Raw genomic sequence first — 23,026 nt, forward strand, 5'->3', positions numbered from 1 at the left:
AAAAAGCGCACCGGATCCGGTGCGCTTCCCTTGCCGGCATCGGCGCGATGCTTACGGCATGCCGGTGCCACCCGGGATGCCATCGCCTTCCGCCTCGATCTCCTTGCGCTGCAGGGCCACGTTGCGGGTGGCGGCGCTGATGACTTCCAGCGGCAGCTTCGGCGTACGGTCGGCGTTGAGCAGGCCGTTCGCTTCCTGGAAGGTGTCGGTGAACTGCGTGTAGCAGAAACCGGAGAACATGAAGGTCTCGTTCACCACGCGCAAGAGGTCGCGGTACAGCGACAGGTAGCTCTCGGCCGAGTGGGCACGCGAGTAACCCCAGGTGGTCTTGTCCGCGTCCGGATCCTGCTTCGGATCGTAGGCGATGCCGCCGAACTCGGTCAGCACGATCGGCTGGCCGCGGTGCGGGAAGCCGTCCAGGGTCAGGATGCGGCCGCCCGGACGCCGCTGATCGAACAGGGTGCGCACCGGGTCGGTGACCGCGTAGCGCGCCTGCAGCTTTTCCGGATCGCAGTCGTAGTCGTGGATGCCGAGGATGTCGGTGGCCGACGCCTCCCAGCCGTCGTTACCGATCACCGGACGCGTCGAATCGAGCGTGCGCGTCAGGTGGTACAGCGCCTCGACCGCATTGCGGTGGGCCTGGGTGAGCGTGAGGTTCGGCACGCCCCAGGATTCATTGAAGGCAACCCACACGATGATGCAGGGGTGGCTGTAGTCGCGCTGGATCGCTTCGGTCCACTCGCGCACCATGCGTGTGATCGCGCGCGAGCTGAAGCGGTAGGCCGAAGGCATCTCTTCCCATACCAGCAGGCCCAGCTTGTCGGCCCAGTACAGGAAGCGCGGGTCCTCGATCTTCTGGTGCTTGCGCACGCCGTTGAAGCCCATCAGCTTGACCAGCTCGACGTCGCGCTTGAGGTGCTCGTCCGACGGCGCAGTCATGAAGGATTCCGGCCAGTAGCCCTGGTCCAGCACCAGGCGCAGCTGGTAGGGACGGCCATTGAGCATGAAGCGGTCGCGGTTGATCGAGACCGAGCGCAGCGCAGTGTACGAGCGAATACGGTCGAGCACGCGGTCGCCGCAGCGCAGCGTCACTTCCGCATCGAGCAGGGTCGGGCGTTCCGGGCTCCACAGGATCTCGTTGCGGGAGTCGTCGATGCCGGGGTCGGACAGCGCGATCTTGCGGTTGGCTTCGCCCTGCAGCAGCTTGTAGTAGTCGTCCGCCAGCAGCTGTTCGCCATGCCAGATCTTGACCTCGACGAACAGCTCCTGCTGGGTATGGCCGGCCGCGAACACCTCGCAGCCGATCTCGTAGGTTTCGAAAATCGGGGTCCAGCGCAGCGAGGCGATGTAGGTGTCCTCGACCTGCTCGACCCAGACCGTCTGCCAGATGCCGGTGGTGCGCGGATACCAGATCGAGTGCGGTTCCAGCAGCCAGTCCTGCTTGCCGCGCGGCTTGGCCAGGTCGGCCGGGTCGTCCTCGACGAACACCGTCACCACCTGCTTGCCGTTTTCGTTCATGACGCCGGTGATGTCGGCCTGAAACGGCGTGTGGCCGCCCTCGTGCTCCGCCACCAGGCGGCCATTGACCCAGACCCGGGCCGCGAAGTCGACCGCGCCGAAGTGCAGGATGGTGCGCTTCTTGTTGGGCGTGAGCTCGAACTCGCGCTCGTACCAGACGGCGCGGTGGAAGCCCGTGTCCTGGATGCCGCTCAGTTCCGTCTCGACCGCGAACGGCACGTTGATTTCGTGCGTCCATTCCGGCGCGCCGTCAGGCAGCCGGTATTTCATCTCGTCGTCAAAGCAGAAGCGCCACTTCCCGTTCAGATTGATCCAGTTGTCGCGCACCAGCTGGGGACGGGGGTATTCAAACTGATTCATTGTTGTCCTTTCTGTTCAGTCGGAACCGGAACCAGGATCCGGCCCTGTCGTCCTTGCTTGCTGTTGTAGGCCGCCAGCGCGGCGGCGGCCGCTTCTTGCGCCTGCCCCGCACGGCACAGCGCCACGCACGCGCCGCCGAAACCGGCGCCGGTCAGGCGCGCCCCGAGCACGCTGGGCGCCGCACGCAGGTGCTCGCACAGCTCGTCCAGCTCGGGGATCGAAACTTCGTAGTCGTCGCGCAGGCTGAAGTGCGACGCGTTCATCAGTTCGCCGAAACGCTCGGCGCTGACGCCCTGCGCCGCTTCCAGCACGCGCAGGTTTTCCTGCACCACGTGGCGGGCGCGCTCGCGCATCGGCGACGGCAGGTCCTCCACCGATGCCGGGTCGGTAACGTCGCGCAGCGCCTGCACGCCCAGCTTGCGCGAGGCCTCTTCGCACTCGGCGCGGCGCTCGTTGTACTTGCTGGCCGCGAGCTTGCGCGCGACGCCCGAGTCGATCACGATCAGTTCCGTATCGGGCGGCATCTTGACCAGGCGATGCTCCAGCGTGCGCGCATCGATGAACAGCATGTTGGTCTCGTCGGCCAGGCTGGATGCCATCTGGTCCATGATCCCGCAGTTCACGTGCGCGTATTCGATCTCGGCGCGCTGGGCGATGCGGGCCAGCTTGACGTCGTCGAGTTCGAAGCCGAGCAGCGCGCGCAGCGCGCGCAGGGTCGCCACCTCGAGCGCGGCCGAAGACGACAGGCCCGAACCGACCGGCAGGTTGGTGGTGATGTAGACGCGCAGCGGCGGCACTTGCACGCCCTCGGCCTGGACCAGGCGGATGCAGCCCTCGATGTAGCTGCCGTAGCCCTGCGGTGCACTGCCGTCCTGGGCAAACGTAACGGTGTTGTCGAAGGTCGGCGAATAGAAGTGGAAGTGCTCGTCGCCGCTGCGGCTCATCGCCACCATGGTGCCCTGGGGCGTCGCCACCGGCAGCATGAAGCCGTCGTTGTAGTCGGTGTGCTCGCCGAGCAGGTTGACGCGTCCCGGCGCCGACGCGTTCACTTCCGGCGCGCCGCCGAAGAAGGTGTCGGTGTTCATCATGCTTGCGCCTCCAGCCAAAGGGGCCGCTTGCGGCCATGTACGTCCGCCGCCGGCCAGCCGGGGTCGAACGTGAGATTCTCGAGCCCGTCAGGCCCGAGCAGGAAAGTGTCTTCGATCTTCACGCCCGCGAAGCTCGGGTTGAATGCGAAGGCCATGCCTTCTTCGAGCAGCGTGGCGGTGCTGGGGCCCGCGACGATCTCGCGCGCCTTGTAGCCGGTGATGCCGCCCTGGTGGTGCTCGCGGATCGCGTTCTCGCGGTCCGCGTGTTTATAGGCCGCGTCGAGCGCGTGGTACACGGCCGACAGCGACTTGCCCGGCTGGACGGCGGCCAGGCCGGTGGCCTCGACCTCCATCAGCGCGCGCTGCTCGTCCAGCGGCGCCGGTGCGCCGAAGCTGACGAAGCGCGTGAGGTTGGCATACAGGCCGTGGCGGCGCGCGCAGAACACCAGCATGGCGCGGCTTCCCAGCGGCTCGTGCGAAGGCGTCGGATGGCGATAGGCCGGCAGGCGGCGCTCGCCGGCGGCCAGCACCAGCGCCGGATGGATGCCGCGGCGCCACAGCGCTTCGGCGCCGGCGCCGGCCAGCTGCTGCTCGGTCCAGTCAGGCCGGGCGCGCTGCAAGACCTCGCTTATCGCCTGCGCGGCCTCGCGGCCCAGCACGCGGTAGCGCTCGCGTTCGTCCGGGCCCAGCACCAGGCGGCGCTGGCGCAATGCGTAGGGCAGCGGCTGTTCGCCCGCCGCCGGACGGTCCGACATGATGCTGCGGCCGGCGGCCGCGTTCTGCACGTAGCGTTCGCGCAGCTCGGGCTCGGCCCAGGGTTCGACGTGGTAGGTGAAGCCTTCGGGCAGCTCCTCGGCGCGCAGGCGCTCGGCCTCGATTTCGTCGGTCAGGATGCAGGCCTCTTCCGGCGTGACCAGCACTTCGGCCACGCCGCCGTCGGTGGTGTGCAGCACGGCGTTCGAGCCGCCTGCGGTCAGCCAGGCGAACCAGTCGACGCCGCGCAGGCGGATCGCGCCCGCGCTCGCCGCGGCCAGGTGCGCACGCAGGACCGCCAGCTTGTCCGCGACCTCGAGGGCGCGTGGCTGGGCTCCGGTCATGCGCGACCCTCCGCGGGGCCGCCCTCGCCGTCCAGGCTGACCTCCACCTGCTGCAGCTCGTAGGCGGTGGTCTCGGGCAGCACGTCCATCGCGAACATGCCGGCCGCCAGCTCGGTGCCGGCCAGGTACTTGAGGCGGTCCTTGGTGCGGTACGGCGGATAGAACTGGGCGTGCAGCTGGGTTTCCGGATGCTCGGCGCCGTCGGTCGGCGCCTGGTACCAGGCCATCAGGTAGGGGAAGGGCCGGTTCCACAGCGCCTCGAACTTCATCAGGACGGTCTTGAGCGCGCGCGCCAGGCCGGCGCGCTGCGGCGGGGTCAGGGCCGCGAAATCCTTGCAGGGCGCGGTCGGCATCACCCACACCTCGTAGGGGTAGCGGGCGCAGGCCGGCACGAAGGCGATCGCATGCTCGTCCTGGTACAGCACGCGCTTGCCGTCCGCCGCTTCGTCGCGCGCCATGTCGCACAGCAGGCTGGTGCCGTGCTGCAGGAAGTACTCGCGCTCCTGCGCCAGCTGGCGCGCCGGCACCGAGGGCACGAAGGGATAGGAATAGATCTGGCCGTGCGGGTGGTGCAGGGTCACGCCCACTTCAGCGCCGCGGTTTTCGAAAGGCAGCACGTAGTGGATGTGCGGGTGGCTGCCGATGCGCTGGGTGCGGTCGCCCCATGCGTAGAGCAGCAGCTCGATGCGCGACAGCGGCAGCGAGGCCAGCGAGGAGTTCGGGTCCTGGGTGAACACCACCACTTCGCAGTGGCCGTTGGCGGGTGCGGTCGGCACCGTCACGCTGGGCGGATCGTGCGACTCCAGCGCCAGCGAGGGGAAGCGGTTGTCGAACACCGCGATCTCGTAGTCGCCGGCTGGCATCTCGGTCGGGTGCTGCGGATCGCTGATCGGCGCCAGCGGGTTGTACTGCGGCGGCGGCTGGTAGGTACGGTTCTGGCGGAACGCAGCGTAGGTCACCCATTCGCCGCGCAGCGGGTGCCAGCGCAAATGCGGATTGGCGTGCTGGGGATCGGGGAAGGGGCTGGGCGCAGTGAGGCCTTCCGGGATCGGCTGGTTGCTGTACAGGGTGATGTTGCGTCCGTCCGGCTTCTTGAGATCTTTGCTGTGCATGGCATCCAAAAAATGTCGGGCAAAAGGCTTGATGAATGAAGCGAATGCGCGCGAGCAGGCACCGGGGATCCCGGTCTGCTCGCGATCTGTAACAACGATCCTATCATGCTGATTTCGTCAGATTTTCCCTCTAGAACCGAGGTATTTTCCAGCCATCAACGACCTGGCGTCGCAGGGAAAAAGCCGTCTTCGCAGCCTGCCCTGTCACTCCTAGGGAAAGACGGATCGCGCCTCATATAGCGGCTCAGTTCTGTAAGTACAATCCTACAAAACCACTAGAAATTTTTACACATTTTGGCGAGATAAAGGCCTACAAACTCGACATGATCATGATGTTGAGCGCCCTAACCCGCCGGGGTAAAAAAAAGCCCCGGCACAGGCCGGGGCTCGGATGAGGAAGTATTGGCTTATTTCGCCAGCTCGACCAGCACCGCCGTGTACATCTGCAGGTTCAGCAACAACTGCTTCTCGGTGATGAACTCGTGCTCCGAGTGACCGGTGTAGACCTTGCCCGGCATTGCCGGACCGAAGCTGACCGCGCCCGGGAACAGGCGCGAATTGGTGCCGCCGCCGATCGCGATCGGCTGCGGATCCTTCATGCCGGTGAAGTAGGAGAACACGTTCATCAGGGTCGGCAGGTGCGGTGCGTTCTTCTGCACCCACGGCTCGTTGACGCGCACCTTGACGTTGGCCAGCGGCAGCCGGCTCGCCTGCCACTTCGCCAGCGCGGCATTGATCTCGGCGGTGAGCTGCTCACCGCTCTTGCCCTGCGGGCGGCGCAGGTTGATCTGCACTTCGATGCCGTCCTCGTTCTGCTTGATCACGGTCGGCGCAAAGCTCATCGGACCCATGAAGCTGTCGCGGTAGGCGATGGCGCCGAACTTCTCGCCGTAGATGCCGGTGCCGACCATCTCGTTCAGGTAGTTGACCGTGGCGCCGGCCGTGGTGTTGGCCCAGGGGCGCACCGCCAGCGCATCGGCCAGCATGCTGACCGCGTTGACGCCGTCTTCCGGCTTGGACGAATGGGCCGACACGCCCTTGGCCTTGATGGCCAGGTTGCTGCCCTGCCAGGTGAAGCTGTACTGCATGCCTTCCTGCTTGGCGCCGCGGGCGCGGATGGCCTGCTCGAGTTCCGGTGTGGCGTTGGCGATCAGCGCATTGGCATCCTCGGGAATCTGGGTGATGAAGAAGCCGCCGCCGAATTCGGCCACGTAGGGCTCGCCCTGCGGCGGCGCGGCCGCGCCCGCCTTCGGGATGGTCACGGCGACCAGGCCGGAGCCCTTCTCCGCCGTCACTGCCGGATATTCGGCGTCGAGCGTGATGTTGACCTGCGGCGGCTGGTGGGTTTTCAGGAATTCGACCAGCGGCTGCCAATCGGATTCCTCGCCCAGGTACACGTAGAGCTCGATGCGCTTGGACAGCGGCACGCCCTTGTCGCGGATCGCCTTCATCGCGTACAGCGCGGTGGCGATCGGCCCTTTGTCGTCCTCGGCGCCGCGCGCCAGCAGCTTGCCCGGCTCGCTGGTACGGTCCAGCACGAAGGGCGACTTCTTCCACTTGCTCGGGTCGACCGGCTGCACGTCGCCGTGGGTGACGACGCCGACCCGTTCGCTGCCCTGCCCCAGACCAATCACCACGGTCCATCCGTGGTCGGTGTAATCCAGGCCCAGGCGCTCGGCCTCCGCCTTGAGCGCTTCCTTGAAGGCGATGTGGACCGGGTTCTTGTCGGCCGGGATGGTCTTGTCGGCCACCGTGTTGAAGCTCACCAGCTTGGCCAGGGTGTCGACGATGTCCTTGCGGTAGGTGGTCACCGCATACTTGGCGGTCTTGACGGCGGTGTCGCTCGGCGCCTTGGTGGCCGCGCCGGCCGGCAGGGAAAAGGACGCCAGCAGCAGGCTGGCAAGCAGGGTGTGTCGAATCATGTGTGCCGGTCTCCAAAGTCGTTTGCAAAGCGGTGTTGCAAAGCGAAAAGAGTCTAGCACAGGCGTGTGCCCGCGGCAGGCGGGCTTCAGGTATCGTGAAAGGCTGTGAATCCAAGGAGCCACCAATGACCGCCCGCAACGTCCACCGCCTGCATCCCGCGATGCGCGACGATATCGGCGACCTGATCACGCAGCGTCCGCTGCCGGGCCGCCTGGTCGACCAGATCGACCCTTTCCTGTTCCTCAACCACCACGGGCCGCAGACCTATCCGCCGCACAACCGCGGCCTGCCCTTCGGCCCGCACCCGCACCGTGGCTTCGAGACCGTCACCTTTATCCTCGAGGGCAGCCTGGCGCACCGCGACAATGCCGGCCACGAAAGCGTGATCCATGCAGGCGGTGTGCAGTGGATGACGGCCGGGCGCGGCATCGTGCATGCGGAAATCTCGCCACGCGAATTCCTCGAACGCGGCGGCCCGATCGAGATCCTGCAGCTGTGGGTGAACCTGCCCTCGCGCCTGAAGATGAGCGAGCCGGCCTACACCGGCCTGCAGCGCGCGGACATCCCCGCACTCAGGCTCGATGAGGGCCGGGTGACGCTGAACCTGATTGCAGGGGAGTACGAAGGCAGCACCGGGCCGATCGCTTCGCTCACGGGCGTCTTCATGAGCACCGTGGAGATGCGCGCCGGCGCCGGCATCCGCTTTGGCGGATTGGAAGGACGCAACGTGTTCCTGTACGTGGTGCGCGGCGTGATCCAGGTCGGCAAGCACGCTGACCTGGTCAGCCCGATGCACCTGGTGGAGCTGGACGAGACCGGCGATACGGTCGAGATCAACGCCAGCCAGGACGCGCTGCTGGTGTTCGGCCATGCGGATCCGATCGGGGAACCGGTGGTGGCGCATGGCCCCTTCGTGATGACCACGCGCGAAGAGATCGCGCAGGCCATCGCGGACTACCAGGCGGGACGCTTCGGATCAGCGCTGGGCTAGCGCGACCTGGCGGCCGGCCAGGTTGGTGATGTAGACGGTGTCCGGCAGGCGGCGGCTGTTCGGACGCTCGAAGGCGAAGCGCAGGTCCTTGCCGGCAGCGACGAAGCGGCTCTTGCCGATGTGGATCAGCTCGACCTGGCCGTCGCCCAGGTCCGCATACAGGGTGCGGTGGCGGCCATCGACCTTGCCGGTCACGGTCAGCATGCGGCCGTCTTCGAGCTCGTACAGGCCCTGCACGTTATCGAACATCATCGGGCTCATGATGGCCTGGGTCGGCTGGACGCCGACGACGTTGACGCGTTCGGTGCCTTCGCCTTGCGGTGCTGCAGTAGCTACGCCCGTAGCGGTCAGGGTGAAGAAGGTGGCGGCGGCTGCCAGCAGGAGTTTGGTGCGCATGATGGGTACTTCCTTTCAGGTCGAATTCGAAGGTTCGGACCTGTGCGGCTTGTCACTCGCGCCGCGCGGTCCACGTATTCAAGTTCGCCAGCGTTTATCTAGGTTTGTCTGGCGATGAGGGAAGTGTAGCGATGCGCCGGACAGGCTCAAGCGGCTCGCGCCGAAACGTCGGAAAAGCAGGACGAAACGTCGAAAATGCGGGCCAGACGGGAGGTGCATATTCGTGCCTTTGCCGGACGTCTGCACGCCGTGCAGATGTCCCGGATCGCCTGGATTGACGGGCTGAACGGGCAATAGCCGAACGTGCGTCTGCATGTTTCCAGATGTCTTACAGTAGTGCTGTTTACCACTCGCTCCCACACGCCCATGCCAGCCATTCCCCTCGTCGCCACCACCCGTGGCTATCCCGATACCGGCAACGTCATCGAGAACGTGCACGCCGGTTCGATCGCCGTGGTCGACGTCCACGGCCGCCTGCTGCATGCGGCCGGCGACCCGCACTACCCCACCTTCACGCGCTCCGCGCTCAAGCCCTTCCAGGCCCTGCCCTTCATCCTGTCCGACGGGCCGGCGCGCTATGGCTTGAGCCGCGCCGAACTGGCGCTGCTGTGCGCCAGCCACTCGGGGGAGGACAAGCACCTGGAAGGCGTGCAGGCGATCCTGGACAAGATCGGCCTCGACGCCGGGCATCTGGAATGCGGCTGCGCCACGCCCCTGTTCTACGAGTTCACCGGCCAGCCGGCGCCGACCGACCGCACGTGGACCCCGCTGCACCACAACTGCTCGGGCAAGCACAGCGGCTTTTTGGCCTGGTGCCGCCTGCACGGCGCGCCGACCCGCGGCTATGTGGAGCGCAGCCATCCGCTGCAGCAGGCGATCCGCGCCACGCTGGCGGACGTGGCCGGGATCCCGGCCGAGCGCATGCCGACGGGCCTGGACGGCTGCTCGGCGCCGAACTATGCGCTGCCCCTGTCCAGCCTGGCCCACTTGTATGCACGCCTGGCGCAGGGCAGCAGCGACCCGCTGCTGGGCGGCGCGATGGGTGACCTGTTCGATGCGATGACGGGGCGGCCGGACATGGTCTCGGGCACGGCGCGCACCGACCTGGCCTGGATGACGGCTGGCGGCGGCGACTGGGTAGCGAAGATCGGCGCCGACGCGGTGCAGGCGATCGGCATCCGCTCGGCCGGCATCGGCATCGCGATCAAGATCGCCGACGGCAATAGCCGCGCCCTGCACCCGGCGGTGTACGGCGTGCTGGATCAGCTCGGGCTATTGAACGAAGAACGGCGCGCCCAGCTCGAGCAGTTCCGGCAGCCGTCCATCCGCAATGCGCGCGGCGCGGTGGCCGGCGACATCCGCACCCTGTTCACGCTCGAAGGGCCCGCACCCGGCCGGGAGTGAGGTTTGGCGGGGACTCAGGCGGCCAGCCTGCGCAGCATGGCGGCGATGGCGTCGATCACGGTGCCATCATCCCAGTAGCTGTTGTGGGCCAGCGGATTCCAGCTGCGCAGCAGCAGGCTGGCGACGCCGCCGTTGGCGTTGACGACGCGGTCTTCGACCAGTTCGCGGTAACCACCCGGCAGCGGCTGCAGCGGCCAGCCGAGCACGTCGTCCGGATCGTAGAAGTTGATCCACTTGAAGAGCGAGGTCGGGCGCTCGATCGGGATGATATGCATGATCTTGTGGGCGGCGATGAAGACCGGGATGTTGCAGCCGGTCGTGACCAGGGCCGCGCAGGTGCCGGCGCCCAGGAAGGTCTTTTCGCTCGCGGTCAAGGGCCGTCCCAGGCTCGCCTCCGCCCAGGCATCGATGTTGCGCCAGATGCCGGCGCCGACCGGCTGGCCCTTGGCGGCCTTTTGCGCATCGTAGATGTAGCTCGACAGGACCTGGCAGCCGAGCGACTGGGCCACGAACACCACCGGCATGTTGGGACGTACGGCATGCGCCGATAGCAGCGCCCTGGCGATCTCGCCCTGCGCCAGCTCGTAGACCGAACCCGGAATCTCCTTGCGGTTTTCCAGGCCGGCGGCGTCGCCGAAGCCGAACAGCACGAACTTGCGCAGGTCGGCGTAGCGCACCGTGGCGTGCTCGCGGGTCATCTCCCAGATGGCGTTCTGGTTGTCCTGCAAGATCTTCTGGTAGTACACGGAGCGCATCGCCACCTGCCCCGCCAGCGCCCCCAGCCGCCCGCGCAGGCTGGCCATCAGCCTGTCGGCATAGTCGGGCAGGGTTTCGCCCATTCCGTGCACCGTAATCAAGGCCACGTCAGCCATGGCATCCTCCCCTTCTGCCAGGCGCCTTAGCTGTCTCGCGCCGGGTGTATTGATGGGGATAGCCTACCATTTTTTGCCGCTTTCGACGCGGCCTGTGCTGCCGTGCGGGCCTGCGCTACCATGCGGTTTTCAGACTCGACAATTCATCCATGCCGGAAGTCCTCTTCAGCCGCTACCGCGAGGCCATCCGCAGCCTCGACCTGGCGCAGCTCACCGCGCCCGCGCAGATTCCCGAGACCTTCCTGCTCGGCCGCGAGGGCGGCTACAGCACCCATTACATTCCCTTCGAATCGGTGCACGCGCAGGCGCGCATCGTGGTGGCCGGCATCACGCCCGGCTTCGCGCAGTGGCAGAACGCCATGCGGGAAGCGCAGCGCCAGCTGGCGGCGGGCGTTGACGACGACACGGTGCTGCGCGCCGCACGCCTGGCCGGCGCCTTCAGCGGCGCGATCCGGCCGAATTTCGTCGCCCTGCTCGATGCGATCGGCGTGCAGCGCTGGCTCGGCATCGCCAGCTGCGCCACCCTGTTCGGCCTTGACGCCGGGCTGGTGCAGGTGAGCGCGATCCTGCGCCACCCGGTCTTCGTGGATGGGAAAAACTACAGCGGCTCCCCTTCTCCGCTGCGCAATCCCTTCCTGCGCGAGCAGGTGCTGCGCTGGTTCGCCGAGGAGGCGCGCCAGCTGCCCGACGCGCTCTACATCCCGATGGGCGCCAGCGTCAGCGAGACGCTCGACTGGCTGGTGACCGAAGGCGTGATTCCCGCCGGACGGGTGCTGCACGGGCTGCCGCATCCCTCGGGAGCGAATGCGGAGCGCGTGGCCTACTTCCTGGGCCGCAAGGAGCGCAGTACGCTCTCGAGCAAGACCAACGGCGCGCAGATCGATGCCGCGCGCGAGCGCTTGCTGGCGCAGATGGAAGCCTTGATCAGGCGATGCTGAGCGCGAACTCGGTGACGCCGTCCACGCCGCCGCGCAGCTGGTCGCCGGGCTTGAGCGCCGCGACGCCGGCCGGCGTGCCGGTGTAGATCAGGTCTCCCGGCGCCAGCGTGACCAGACTGGAAAGGTAGCTGATCACTTCCGGAATCGACCAAATCATTTCGTTCAGATTGCCTTCCTGGCGCAGCGCGCCATTCACCTCGAGCCAGATGCGCGCATCCTGCGGATGGCCGAGCGTGGCGGCCGGAATCAGGGGGCTGCACGGCGCCGAAGCATCGAAGCCCTTGGCCATGTCCCAGGGCCGGCCGGCGTCCTTGGCCACCGCCTGCAGGTCGCGCCGGGTCAGGTCCAGGCCGACGCCATAGCCCCACACCAGCGACAGCGCCTGCTCCGACGTGATGTCGGCGCCGCCGGCACCCAGCGCCACCACCAGTTCGACCTCATGGTGCAGGTCGCCGGTAGCGGGCGGATACGGCACTGCACCGCTGGCGGGTACCACGGCGTCGGCCGGCTTGGTGAAGAAGAACGGGGGTTCGCGGTTCGGGTCGCTCCCCATCTCGCGCGCGTGGGCGCCGTAGTTGCGGCCGACGCAGAATACGCGGCGGATCGGGAAGCGGTCTTGGGACCCCGCCACGGCCAGCGAGGGCTGGGCGGGAGCATGGATGACGTAACTGGACATGCGGATCCTTTCATGGGCTGGATGCCCATGATAACCGTCCTGCGCGGCTGCGTCAGGCCGTCGCCGCCGGAGTTTCGGCGCGCGCCGCGGCGGCGGCTACCTGCTCCAGGATGCGCACCAGCGCCGTCATGTCCACCGGCTTGACCAGGTGGTGCGCGAAGCCGGCCTCGATGGCGCGCTCGCGGTCGCGCGCCTGGCCGTAGCCGGTGACCGCCACCAGCACCGTGTCGCGCATTTCCGGCATCGCGCGCAGCTGCTCGGCCAGGTGGTAGCCGTCGATGTCGGGCAGGCCGATGTCGACCAGCATGGCGTCCGGCCGCTCGGCGCGCGCACGCCGCAGCGCCGAGCGCGCGTCGTACTCGACCGCGGTGCGGTAACCCTGCACGTTCAAGAGCGTGGACAGGCTGTCGACGGCGTCGGCATTGTCATCCACCAGCACCAGGCTCAGGGGCCGTGCCAGCGGCGCGCCCTGCTCCTGGGCCGCCGGTGAGCCGCCGGCACCTGCGTCCGGCATCGCGTCGACGCAGGGCAGCGCCAGCGTGAAGCTGCTGCCCATGCCGACGCCCCCGCTGTGCGCGCTGACTTCGCCCTCGTGCAGCTCGACCAGGCGCTTGACCAGGGTCAGCCCCAGCCCGAGACCGCCCTGCGAGCGCGCCAGCGTGCGTGCGCCCTGAGTGAACAGGTCGAACACGTTGGGCAGGAGTTCCGGCGGCATGCCGGAGCCGTTGTCGCTGACGGTGAGGCGCATGCGGCCGTCGAGGCTTTCCAGCACCAGCCGGACTTCCCCGCCCTTCGGGGTGTACTTGGCGGCGTTGTTGAGAATGTTGGCCACGCTCTGCACCAGGCGGGTCTGGTCGCCGCGCACGTAGACCGGCGCCGACGGCAATGCCAGCTCCACCCGGTGGCCCTTCTCGTCCACCAGCGGGCGCGCCTGGTCGAGCGCGCCGGTGACGATGTCGCGGAAGTCGACCACGCTCAGCTTGAGCTTGACGAGGCCGCGGGTGACGCGCGAGACGTCGAGCAGGTCGTCGATCAGGCGGCTCATGTGGCGCACCTGGCGGCTGATGATGGTGCTGGTCTGGCGCACCCGCGGCTCGTCCTTGAACTGCATCGACAGCAGGCTGGCCGAGCTGCTGATCGGCGCCAGCGGGTTGCGCAGCTCATGCGCCAGCATCGCCAGGAATTCGTCCTTGGCGTGGCTCAGGCGCTCGGCCTGCACGCGCGCCGCGCGCTCGCTCTGCAGCAGCGCGTCGCGTTCCTGCGCCGACTTCTGCGCCACCTCGTACAGGCGTGCATTGTCCATCGCAACCGCCGCCTGCGCCGCCACGCCGGCGACGATGCGTTCGGTGCGCTCGGTGAACACGCCCGCTTCCGGATGGCCGAAGAACAGCCCGCCCAGCACGTCGCCGGAGCGCGAGACCACCGGCATCGCCAGGTAGCTGCGCACCGCGAGATGGCCCGGCGGCATGCCGTCGCCGCCGGCCGCGTAGCGCGGATCGCGCGTGATGTCGTCGCTGCGCACCGGCGCCTCGCCGTTGAAGGTCGGGCGCAGGATGTCGGTGGCGCGCGGGGTGCCCAGCCCTTCCATGGCCTCGCGAAGTTGAGGACCAGCGCCCGACAGCGTGTAGAGCTGCAGCCGCTCGCCGTGCTCGTCCTCGGTGTTGTAGAAGAAGGCGCCGAAGCGCGCGCCGGCCAGCTCGGTGCCGGCGTCGGTAATCGCCTGCAGCAGCGTCGTGAGGTCGAGCGTCGAGGCCAGGGCCTGGCCGGTGCGGTTGACCATTTCCAGCACGCGCTTCTCGTCGCGCAGCGATTCTTCCACGCGCGCGCGGCGCACCACTTCGCGGGTGTGGCGCGCCACGTCCTCGGCCAGCGCGACCTCCTGGTCGCTCCAGCGGCGCGGACGCTGCTCGTGCAGGTAGAACAGGGCCGCCAGGCGGCCCTCCTCGATCAGCGGCACGATGATCATCGAGCGCGCCCCGATGCTGGCGTAGCCTGGCGCATAGGGCGCGGCGCGGGCGTCGAGCGCGATGTCGTCCAAGCGCAGCGTGCGGCCGCTGCGCAGCTGCTCGATGATGGCAGGCCCGAAGCTGTCCAGTTCGCGCGATTCGCCGGCCAGGCTGGCGATGCTGCCGTCGGTCCAGTCGCGGTCCACGCTCACGCCGCGTCCCGCCGCATCGACCTCGCCGTAGCCGACCCGGCCCACGCCGAGGTAGTCGCCGGTCAGGCTGCTGGCCGCTTCCATCACGTGCACCGCGTCGGTCAGGCCGCGCAGCGTGTCGCTCAGTTTCAGGTGGAAGGCGTGGCGATGCTCGGCCTGCACGCGCGAGGTGCTGTCGGACAGCACGAAGTACACGCCGACGACGGCGCCTTCATGGCGCAGCGGCGTGATCGAGGCCGAAAAATAGCGGCGTTCGAGCTTGCCGTTGCGGTAGAAATCGGTCAGCGCATTCTCGAAATGCGCCGGCTGGCCGGCCAGCGCTTGCCCGACAAACGGCGCCAGCTGCGGCCAGAGCTCGGGCCGGACCAGCGGCAAAGGCTGGCCCATGGCGCCGGGGTGTTTGTCGCCGAGCAGCTCGGCATAGGCGTCGTTGTAGAACAGCCGTAGATCCGGCCCCCACGCGATCGCCATCGGGAAGTGCGACGCCACGATCAGGTCCGCGATGGCCCGCATGCCTTCCGGCCAGGTGGGCAGCGTCGCGCCGCCTTCAGGAAGAAGGGAGAGACTGCTTTCGTTGCTCATCAGGATAGCCCCGGTTCGATTCCATGCGGCGTCCGGTCGACAGGATGGGAAGTCCGCCGCCGTGCTTTGTTGTCTCGCCGCCAACTTTTTGTAATCGGGGGATTATAACGAGCAATCCGGATGAGCCGCGCCCGATACGAGCCCGGCCAGGGCTGTTCGGGAGCGAATCAGCCCGGCTGGTCGGTCGAAAAGCGGAAGCGCGATTCGGTCTGGTACACCTCGCCCGGACGCAGGATCACGCTCGGGAACTGCGGCTGGTTGGGCGAATCGGGGAAGTGCTGCGGCTCCAGGCAGAAGCCGCTGCGGTGGGCATAGGACTGGCCTTTGCCCGCGAGCGAGCGGTCGAGGAAGTTCCCGCTGTAGAACTGCACGCCCGGCTCCTCGGTGAACAGTTCCAGCACCCTGCCCGAGCGCGGCTCCAGCACACGCGCAGCACGCGTCATTGCCTTGCCCTGCGGCTTGTTGAGGGCGAAGCAGTGGTCATAGCCCTGGCCGTTGGCCAGCTGGATGTCGGCTTCCTGGATGCCGGCGCCGATCGGGCGCGGGCTGCGGAAATCGAAAGGCGTGCCTTCCACGGGCGCCAGCGCACCGGTGGGAATCGACTCGCTGTCGATGGCGACAAAGGCGTCGGCATCGATGGTGAGCACGTGGTCCAGGATGCTGCCGCCGCCGGCCAGGTTGAAGTAGCTGTGCTGGGTCAGATTGACCGGCGTGGCCTTGTCGGTGACGGCGTGGAAGCGCACCACCAGCTCGTTGGAATCAAGCAGCTTGTAGGTGACGGTGGCACTTCCCGGCCGCAAAATCACTTCTCATTTTCAATCGACGCACCATTAGTGTGTGTCTTTACCTCATGCAGTTTACTAAGCAGTTCGTTTAGCATAATTAGCTCCTCCTTATCTCCCAATACCTCGCCGATTTCGATGGCGCGCACCGTGAAGTCAATTGCAGAATCATAATTTTCACGCAACGCACAAGTTATTGCGAGATGTCGACATTGAATCATGATGGCAGGCTGTCGTCCTAAAATCTCGTTAATCGCTAACGATTTTCGGAACAATTCCTCAGCCTTATCATGTTGACCAGTTGAGTGACGTAGAATAGCTAGGTTACAATAATCGTTTGCCATCCCAATTTTTCGATCCAGTGACTCTTCAATCGCCAGCGACTTTCGGTACATAACATCAGCTTGCGAATAGTCTCCTTGGCGTTTATAAAGCCGACCAAGGTTACCGAAGGTGTTAGCGAGTCCTTCAGCATGCCCCATATCCTGCATAATGCTCAAGCATTTTTTGTACATGGCCTCAGCATCGCCAACTTCGTTTCTAGCCAGATATATGTTACCAAGATTTCCGTAGGCGCTAGCCATCCCCTCCTTATAACCTACTACCTCTTGGATTGCGAGCGATTTCTTAAAAGTTGCTTCAGCAAGTTCGAATTTTTTTAATCCCAAATAAGCAGTCCCCAAATTTCCGTAGACTGCGGACAAAGAAAGGTCGTTTCCAATCTCTTCCGATATTTCGAGAGATTCTTTAAAACTTTCCTCCGCCTTCTCGTATTCGCTTCGGGTTATGTATATAAGACCAAGATGCAGATAACTACTCGACTCGCCTTCTCTATCTCCTTGCTCCTGATCGATTGCAAGCGCCTGTAGAGTTACTTGCTCAGCTTGCCTTAATTCCCCACGACCTCGCAGAATTGCGCCAAGATCACGATAAACGGCACCGATCCCGGACTTATAACCGTGTTTTTCGAAAATGCCCAAAGCCTTGCGGAACATCTCTTCAGATAAACCCATTTCCCCGCGAAGCCGGTAAACATCACCTAAATTTTCGAAACATATTCCAGCAGTAATTGAGTCGACATCGAGGCCTATAACATCGAGAATTTTCTGAGTTACTGATACAACTGATTCTAGATCACCTATACGTTTGTAGAACGCACCCGCTAACTCCAATACTTTTATTTGGGTACTCTCGACTACCAGGACGGCAAACTTTTGACGCGCAAATTCAATTTTCCCTTGCTTTGATAACTCAGCTGCGTCCTCCGCTATTTGCAGTTGGATTGACTCAAGCTTGAGATATGCTTCTCGCTCGGCGTCACGAGCAAGCTTTGCCTCCTCCATTTGGCGAATTGCTGTTCTCTTGGCACGTTCGACCTCTTCAAGAATCGCAGCCGGAAGTATTAAAACCTCTCGATCTCGCTTAGTGCTGGGCAATTCCCCTTTAGCGAAGGCCCTTAGGTGCCTACTAACTTCCTTCTTAAAGGTAAGCTCGTCATCAAAGTAATGGTAAAGTACTTTTCGCGTCTCCTCGAGTTGCCGGCGAAAATCCATCACTCGTTTCAATTGCTCCCCGGGATCGGCTTCAGATGCCGGGTCGACGCGTTTAAAGAAAACAAAAATCTCCGGTTTTTCTTTATTGTTAGAGTGATCAAGGGCACGATAGAACTCCTCTTCTGTATAAGATGAGAAAGGTTTCGCATCCGGTGCACTTTGTCCCCATCGTCTATGCATGGCTAGAATAAACACATCACAACGGTCGATCTCTTCGTTAATTACACTCTGATTGCGCCGTCCGGTTGACGCCAAGGTATCTTCCCATCCAAGTGCTTTAAATTGAACACCAGCTCCATCGCCAAAGCCCGCATTTAATTCGTCGATTACCTCCCTAAACGCTTTACGTTCACCCGACAAATCGCCAGGGGAGGCTATGAAAACCGATATCGTGCGCATTTGGGGCTCTTCAGTTGGTTAGCAAGATTAGTAGAGTGAGTTCACATCATACATGCATGTGAACAGCAAAAGAATCAGTATTACGAGGCAGAGGCCTTTTCTTACCGCGTCATCATCGCTAGCGCTCAATAAGCTGCGTGCGCTACGCACACACGATATGCACTGCCCACGAAATCAAAATATGTAAAGGGCATGACAAGATGACGCTCTGAGAGGATTTCTGCAATACTGCTAGGGCTATGAAAAAGTACACTGTGATGGACGGACCATGCCTTTTACTGCTGGTAAGCTCCCGTGCAAAAGCATGCAATCAAGATTAAGGCTATAGCAGGGGGCGGTACGATGAATATGCGGGCTCCAAGCCCAATCAGCTAACGGCTCACCGAGAAACGGAAGCGCGATTCGGTCTGGTACACCTCGCCCGGACGCAGGATCACGCTCGGGAACTGCGGCTGGTTGGGCGAATCGGGGAAGTGCTGCGGCTCCAGGCAGAAGCCGCTGCGGTGGGCATAGGACTGGCCTTTGCCCGCGAGCGAGCGGTCGAGGAAGTTCCCGCTGTAGAACTGCACGCCCGGCTCCTCGGTGAACAGTTCCAGCACCCTGCCCGAGCGCGGCTCCAGCACACGCGCAGCACGCGTCATTGCCTTGCCCTGCGGCTTGTTGAGGGCGAAGCAGTGGTCATAGCCCTGGCCGTTGGCCAGCTGGATGTCGGCTTCCTGGATGCCGGCGCCGATCGGGCGCGGGCTGCGGAAATCGAAAGGCGTGCCTTCCACGGGCGCCAGCGCACCGGTGGGAATCGACTCGCTGTCGATGGCGACAAAGGCGTCGGCATCGATGGTGAGCACGTGGTCCAGGATGCTGCCGCCGCCGGCCAGGTTGAAGTAGCTGTGCTGGGTCAGATTGACCGGCGTGGCCTTGTCGGTGACGGCGTGGAAGCGCACCACCAGTTCGTTGGAGTCCAGCAGCTGGTAGGTGACGGTCGCCACCAGATTGCCCGGGTAGCCCTGCTCGCCGTCGCGGCTGCGGTAGACGAGGCGCAGGACGTCGTCCTCGACACTCGCTTCCCACTTGAGCTTGTCGAAGCCGGGCGCGCCGCCGTGCAGGTGGTTGTTGCCGTTGTTGGTGGGCAGGCTGTATGCCTCGCCGTCGAGGGTGAATCTTCCGCGTGCGATACGGTTGCCGTAGCGCCCGATCAGGGCGCCGAAATAGGGACTGTCGGTCTCGTAGGGCGAAAGCGTGTCGAAGCCCAGCACGACATCTGCCATCTTGCCCTCGCGGTCCGGCGCGTGCAGCGCGGTGATGATGCCGCCGAAATCGATGATCCTGGCCACCATGCCGTTGGCGTTGGTGAGCGTGAACTGGGTGATGGTCGCGCCGTCCCGGCTGTGGCCGAAAGGCGCTTGCGTGATACCGGTGCGCACGTTGTGGTCGTCCTTGTGGGGTGAATGGGCCGATGCTACCACGGGGCGAAAGCGGCCCGCGCACGCGCTCCGACGGGGGCGAGCCAGCGTTTTCGTTACGTAATTACAACACCAGCATCGGTAGAACCACGTAGTTTGCGCTGCATCGTGCGGCTTTTTGGCTACGCACACATGCTTCTCAGAAACCGAATAAGCAAAGAGCTAATGTTTCGTGGCATCATTTCGATGGCACTGGTAAGGTAAGCTTTTTGCAACAGCGCGTTTTGCCAAGATCGACAACGAGAACGGCGTTCGGAAACCCCATTCAACCACTGGAGATGTCAATGAAAAAGAAGAGCCTGGCCATCGCGGTCTTATCCCTCCTGCCACTGGCAGCCGCCCATGCACAGACGAGCGTCCAGATCTACGGTATCGCCGACGCTTCGATCGGCATCGAAAACACGGACGCACCGGGTGAAGACAGCCGCACCGTGATCAGCTCGGGCACGCAGTCCACCAGCCGCGTCGGCTTCCGTGGTACGGAAGACCTGGGCAACGGCCTGAAAGCGCTCTTCAACATCGAAGCCGGCGTCGCCCTCGACAGCGGCGCGGGCGATGCCGCCGGCACCTTCCAGCGCCGCGCCGTGGTCGGCCTGCAGGGCTCCTTCGGCACCATCACCATCGGCCGCGAATACGGTCCGATCGCCGCGGTCGCGCAATCGGCCGACCCGCTGGGCCACGGCTTCTACGGCTCGACCCTGACCGGCTTCGGCACCGGCCGCCTGACCCGCCGCCTGTCGAACTCGGTCAACTACAAGAGCGAAGCGCTGAGCGGCTTCACCGTGCTGGCCGCCTACAGTGCCGGCGAGCGCCAGACCAGCGATCCGTCGGGCAGCCTGGTGGGCGCCGCGGTCGAATACAAGAACGGCCCGCTGTACCTGGGCGCCGGCTACCAGCAGACCGAACGCCTGACCACCGGCGACGACAAGGAATGGACCTTCGGCGCGGGCTTCACCGCAGGCGCCTTCGACTTCCGCGCAGCCTACATGGAAGCCGATCCGGAAGGCGTGAACAACGAGTTCAAGTACACTACCGTGGGTGGCGTGTACACCGCCGGTCCGAACAAGTTCTACGCCTCGGTGCACCAGCAGAAGCTGGAAACCGGCGCCAAGGGCAACGGCTTCTCGCTGGCCTACAGCTACACCCTGTCCAAGCGCACCAACCTGTACACCAGCTATGGCCGCGTGCGTAACAATGCGCGCGGCGTGTTCGGCCTGTCTTCGGCAGGCGGCACCTTCGCCCCGCCGGCCACCGCGCTGGGCGCCGATCCGTCGGTGTTCAACCTGGGCGTGCGCCACTCGTTCTGATCGGGTAAGCACCAAGGAAAAACGGCAGGCCGATGGCCTGCCGTTTTTGTTTGGGCGCGGCTTCTTACGTCGCTGCCAGCGCCATCACCGGGCGTTGGGCGCCGCGCGCCGCTGCCGGCGCAGCGGCCTGCTCGCCGCCCTCGACGCGGAACGCCGCCATCGCCGCGTTCAGCGTGGCCGCCTGCTCCTTCATCGCTTCGGCCGCCGCCGCGGCTTCCTCCACCAGCGCCGCGTTCTGCTGCGTCACGTTGTCCATCTCGACCACGGCCTGGTTGATCTGCTCGATGCCGGCGGTCTGCTCCTGGCTGGCCGAGGTGATCTCGCCCATGATGTCAGTCACGCGGCGCACGCTGTCGACGATCTCCTGCATGGTGGCGCCGGCTTCGGCCACCAGGCGGCTGCCGCTCGCGACCTTCTCGGACGAGTCGTTGATCAGGCCCTTGATTTCCTTGGCTGCGGCGGCCGAGCGTTGCGCCAGGTTGCGCACTTCGCTCGCCACGACGGCGAAACCGCGGCCCTGCTCGCCGGCGCGCGCCGCTTCCACGGCCGCGTTCAGCGCCAGGATGTTGGTCTGGAAGGCGATGCCGTCGATCACGCCGATGATGTCGCTGATCTTGCCGGACGAGGCGTCGATGTCCGTCATCGTGCCGACCACCTGGCCGATCACGGCGCCGCCGCGCTGCGCCACCTGCGAGGCCGCTTCCGCCAGCACGTTGGCCTGGCGCGCATTGTCGGCGTTCTGCTTGACGGTCGAGGTCAGCTCTTCCATCGAGGACGCGGTCTCTTCCAGCGAGGAGGCCTGCTGTTCGGTGCGGGCGGACAGGTCCTGGCTGCCGGCCGCGACTTCCGCGGCGGCCACCGTGATAGTGTCGGTGCCGGTACGCACGGTGCCGACGGTGCGCGCCAGGTTCTCGTTCATGGTCTTCAATGCCTGCAGCAGCTGGCCGGCTTCGTCGCGGGTGGTCACGTCGATGCGGCTGGTCAGGTCGCCGGCGGCGACGGTGTTCGCCACTTCCAGCGCGCGCTGCACCGGACGCGTGATCGAACGGGTGATCGACCAGGCCACGAAGCCCGCCAGCGCCAGCGCCACGGCGCCGAGCGCCCACATCAGGCGGGCGGTGTTCTCGTAGGTGCGCTGCGCTTCCTCGGCCTTCTCGCGGGCGAGCGCCTTCTGCAGTTCGGCCTGCTCATGCACGGCCTTCTTCAGCTGCACCAGCAGCGGACGCAGTTCCTCCGCCAGGTACTGGCGCGCTTCTTCGTGCAGGCCGGCGTTCACGTGCTTGATCAGCTGTTCCTGGCCCGCGGTATAGCGATCGGCGTGCTGGTTCATCTGCGTGAGCAGTTCGCGCGCCTTGGGATTCTGCAGCGTCTTCTCGAGCTCGTCGAGGATGCGGTCGATCTCCTTGCGCGAGGAACGGACTTCCTCGGCCTGCTTCTGCCGGTCGGCCTGCTCTTCGGTGAGCATCATGTTGCGCAGCGCGATCGCGATGTCGTTGACTTCACCGATCAGGCGGGTCGTCGATTCGATGCGCGGCATGCGGTTGGCGACGATTTCCTCGGTACCGGTGTTGATCCGGCCCAGCATCATGTTGCTGGTGGCGATCATACCGACGAGCATGACGCAGATTGCGCCGAAGCCGAGGCCCAGGCGCTTGCCAATATTCAGGTTTGCAAAGTTCATTTGGTTCTCCTTATGGTCCGGGCGTCCTGCCCGAGGGTGCGTCCGGCCGTCAGGCGGCCTTCTGCAGGTTCTTGATCAGGCCGAGCTGCTCGGAGCTCATCAGCTTGTCGATGTCGAGCACGATCAGCATGGGCTCGCCGACGGTGCCGAGGCCGGTGATGTAATCGCCCTCGGCGGTGCTGCCCATCTCGGGGGCCGCGCGCATCTGGTCCTCGGTCAGGGTGACCACGTCGGAGACGCTGTCCACCACCATGCCGATTACGTGGTTCTTGATGTTCAGGACGATCACGACGGTGAACTGGTCGTAGACCGGCTCGCCCAGCTTGAACAGGATGCGCATGTCGACGATCGGGACGATCGAACCGCGCAGGTTCATGATGCCCTTGATGCATGCTGGAGCGCTCGGCAGCAGGGTCGGCTCTTCGTAGCCGCGGATTTCCTGCACCTTGAGGATGCTGATGGCGTACTCTTCCTTCGCCAGGCGGAAAGACAGGACTTCGTTCTCTTGGTTGGTCGTGGTTTCCATGTTTGTTCTGTTTTCGTTGACGCTGCGCGTGAAATTATTGCTGTAACGCAAAATACATTACGGCCAAAGCGGTGCAAACTCGATGGCGGAATAGCAAAACCGGGAATTTTTTCCCAAAATGGTGCACGCGTATGGCGCGGCTACAACGCTCATATAGATGAGTTGATAGGTGCTCTTAACGAAGAGAAAACTTAGAGTACGGT

The 23,026-nt window shown here is 64.8% G+C and carries 18 protein-coding genes; 4 read left to right on the top strand and 14 right to left on the bottom strand.

What is annotated here, in order from left to right; translation table 11 throughout:
- Positions 1-51 precede the first annotated feature (51 nt).
- From GV068_RS03710 to GV068_RS03730, 5 genes are all read right to left on the bottom strand, one after another.
- A complete protein-coding gene (locus GV068_RS03710; RefSeq protein ID WP_159696058.1) occupies positions 52-1,878 on the bottom strand; it encodes a glycoside hydrolase family 2 protein in 1,827 nt (608 codons plus the stop codon).
- Positions 1,875-2,966, bottom strand: a complete 1,092-nt coding sequence (gene galK / locus GV068_RS03715; RefSeq protein ID WP_159696059.1) for a galactokinase — start codon at positions 2,964-2,966, stop codon at positions 1,875-1,877. Before galK ends, GV068_RS03710 begins: the two co-directional genes overlap by 4 nt.
- Positions 2,963-4,063, bottom strand: a complete 1,101-nt coding sequence (locus GV068_RS03720) for a Xaa-Pro peptidase family protein (protein WP_159696060.1) — start codon at positions 4,061-4,063, stop codon at positions 2,963-2,965. Before GV068_RS03720 ends, galK begins: the two co-directional genes overlap by 4 nt.
- Complete coding sequence (gene galT, locus GV068_RS03725) at positions 4,060-5,175, bottom strand: galactose-1-phosphate uridylyltransferase (protein WP_159696061.1); 1,116 nt, start codon at positions 5,173-5,175, stop codon at positions 4,060-4,062. The genes GV068_RS03720 and galT overlap by 4 nt, the downstream gene beginning before the upstream one ends.
- A gap of 407 nt (positions 5,176-5,582) precedes the next feature.
- On the bottom strand, positions 5,583-7,097 hold the full coding sequence (locus tag GV068_RS03730; RefSeq protein ID WP_159696062.1) for a dipeptidase: 1,515 nt from the start codon (positions 7,095-7,097) through the stop codon (positions 5,583-5,585).
- A gap of 125 nt (positions 7,098-7,222) precedes the next feature.
- On the opposite strand from GV068_RS03730, the gene GV068_RS03735 reads away from it, so the two are divergent.
- Positions 7,223-8,089 (top strand): pirin family protein, encoded by an 867-nt coding sequence (locus tag GV068_RS03735; protein WP_159696063.1) that lies wholly within the window; start codon positions 7,223-7,225, stop codon positions 8,087-8,089.
- Here GV068_RS03735 and GV068_RS03740 read toward each other — a convergent pair.
- Positions 8,075-8,485 (bottom strand): hypothetical protein, encoded by a 411-nt coding sequence (locus GV068_RS03740; RefSeq protein ID WP_159696064.1) that lies wholly within the window; start codon positions 8,483-8,485, stop codon positions 8,075-8,077. The two genes, GV068_RS03735 and GV068_RS03740, sit on opposite strands and share 15 nt — an antisense overlap.
- Positions 8,486-8,851: 366 nt before the next feature.
- On the opposite strand from GV068_RS03740, the gene GV068_RS03745 reads away from it, so the two are divergent.
- On the top strand, positions 8,852-9,889 hold the full coding sequence (locus tag GV068_RS03745) for an asparaginase (RefSeq protein WP_159696065.1): 1,038 nt from the start codon (positions 8,852-8,854) through the stop codon (positions 9,887-9,889).
- A 14-nt stretch (positions 9,890-9,903) separates the two neighbouring features.
- Here GV068_RS03745 and GV068_RS03750 read toward each other — a convergent pair whose 3' ends face one another.
- Positions 9,904-10,761 (bottom strand): hypothetical protein, encoded by an 858-nt coding sequence (locus tag GV068_RS03750; RefSeq protein ID WP_159696066.1) that lies wholly within the window; start codon positions 10,759-10,761, stop codon positions 9,904-9,906.
- Between the two features lie 149 nt (positions 10,762-10,910).
- On the opposite strand from GV068_RS03750, the gene GV068_RS03755 reads away from it, so the two are divergent.
- Entirely contained in the window at positions 10,911-11,699 is a 789-nt protein-coding gene (locus GV068_RS03755) for a hypothetical protein (RefSeq protein WP_159696067.1), read from the top strand.
- Here GV068_RS03755 and GV068_RS03760 read toward each other — a convergent pair.
- The 5 genes from GV068_RS03760 to GV068_RS03780 form a co-directional block, all read right to left on the bottom strand.
- The gene (locus tag GV068_RS03760) at positions 11,686-12,375 is read right to left on the bottom strand and encodes a fumarylacetoacetate hydrolase family protein (protein ID WP_159696068.1); all 690 of its coding nucleotides are present in this window, start codon (positions 12,373-12,375) and stop codon (positions 11,686-11,688) included. The genes GV068_RS03755 and GV068_RS03760 overlap by 14 nt on opposite strands.
- A gap of 52 nt (positions 12,376-12,427) precedes the next feature.
- On the bottom strand, positions 12,428-15,115 hold the full coding sequence (locus GV068_RS03765) for a GAF domain-containing protein (RefSeq protein ID WP_159696069.1): 2,688 nt from the start codon (positions 15,113-15,115) through the stop codon (positions 12,428-12,430).
- Positions 15,116-15,282: 167 nt separating this feature from the next.
- Complete coding sequence (locus GV068_RS03770) at positions 15,283-15,915, bottom strand: aldose epimerase family protein (RefSeq protein WP_229463662.1); 633 nt, start codon at positions 15,913-15,915, stop codon at positions 15,283-15,285.
- Positions 15,916-15,917: 2 nt separating this feature from the next.
- The gene (locus GV068_RS03775) at positions 15,918-17,849 is read right to left on the bottom strand and encodes a tetratricopeptide repeat protein (RefSeq protein ID WP_159696070.1); all 1,932 of its coding nucleotides are present in this window, start codon (positions 17,847-17,849) and stop codon (positions 15,918-15,920) included.
- Positions 17,850-18,220: 371 nt separating this feature from the next.
- Positions 18,221-19,270: an aldose epimerase family protein gene (locus GV068_RS03780; RefSeq protein WP_159696071.1), complete on the bottom strand. Its 1,050-nt coding sequence runs from the start codon at positions 19,268-19,270 to the stop codon at positions 18,221-18,223.
- A gap of 323 nt (positions 19,271-19,593) precedes the next feature.
- Between GV068_RS03780 and GV068_RS03785 the strand changes: the two genes are divergently transcribed.
- On the top strand, positions 19,594-20,616 hold the full coding sequence (locus GV068_RS03785; protein WP_159696072.1) for a porin: 1,023 nt from the start codon (positions 19,594-19,596) through the stop codon (positions 20,614-20,616).
- 64 nt (positions 20,617-20,680) lie between these two features.
- On the opposite strand, the gene GV068_RS03790 is transcribed toward GV068_RS03785, so the two are convergent.
- Together GV068_RS03790 and GV068_RS03795 are read right to left on the bottom strand one after the other, a co-directional pair.
- The gene (locus GV068_RS03790) at positions 20,681-22,297 is read right to left on the bottom strand and encodes a methyl-accepting chemotaxis protein (RefSeq protein WP_159696073.1); all 1,617 of its coding nucleotides are present in this window, start codon (positions 22,295-22,297) and stop codon (positions 20,681-20,683) included.
- A 49-nt stretch (positions 22,298-22,346) separates the two neighbouring features.
- A complete protein-coding gene (locus GV068_RS03795; protein ID WP_159696074.1) occupies positions 22,347-22,823 on the bottom strand; it encodes a chemotaxis protein CheW in 477 nt (158 codons plus the stop codon).
- Positions 22,824-23,026 lie beyond the last annotated feature (203 nt).

The organism is Massilia sp. 9I (assembly GCF_902506415.1).
Taxonomy (GTDB): domain Bacteria; phylum Pseudomonadota; class Gammaproteobacteria; order Burkholderiales; family Burkholderiaceae_D; genus Telluria.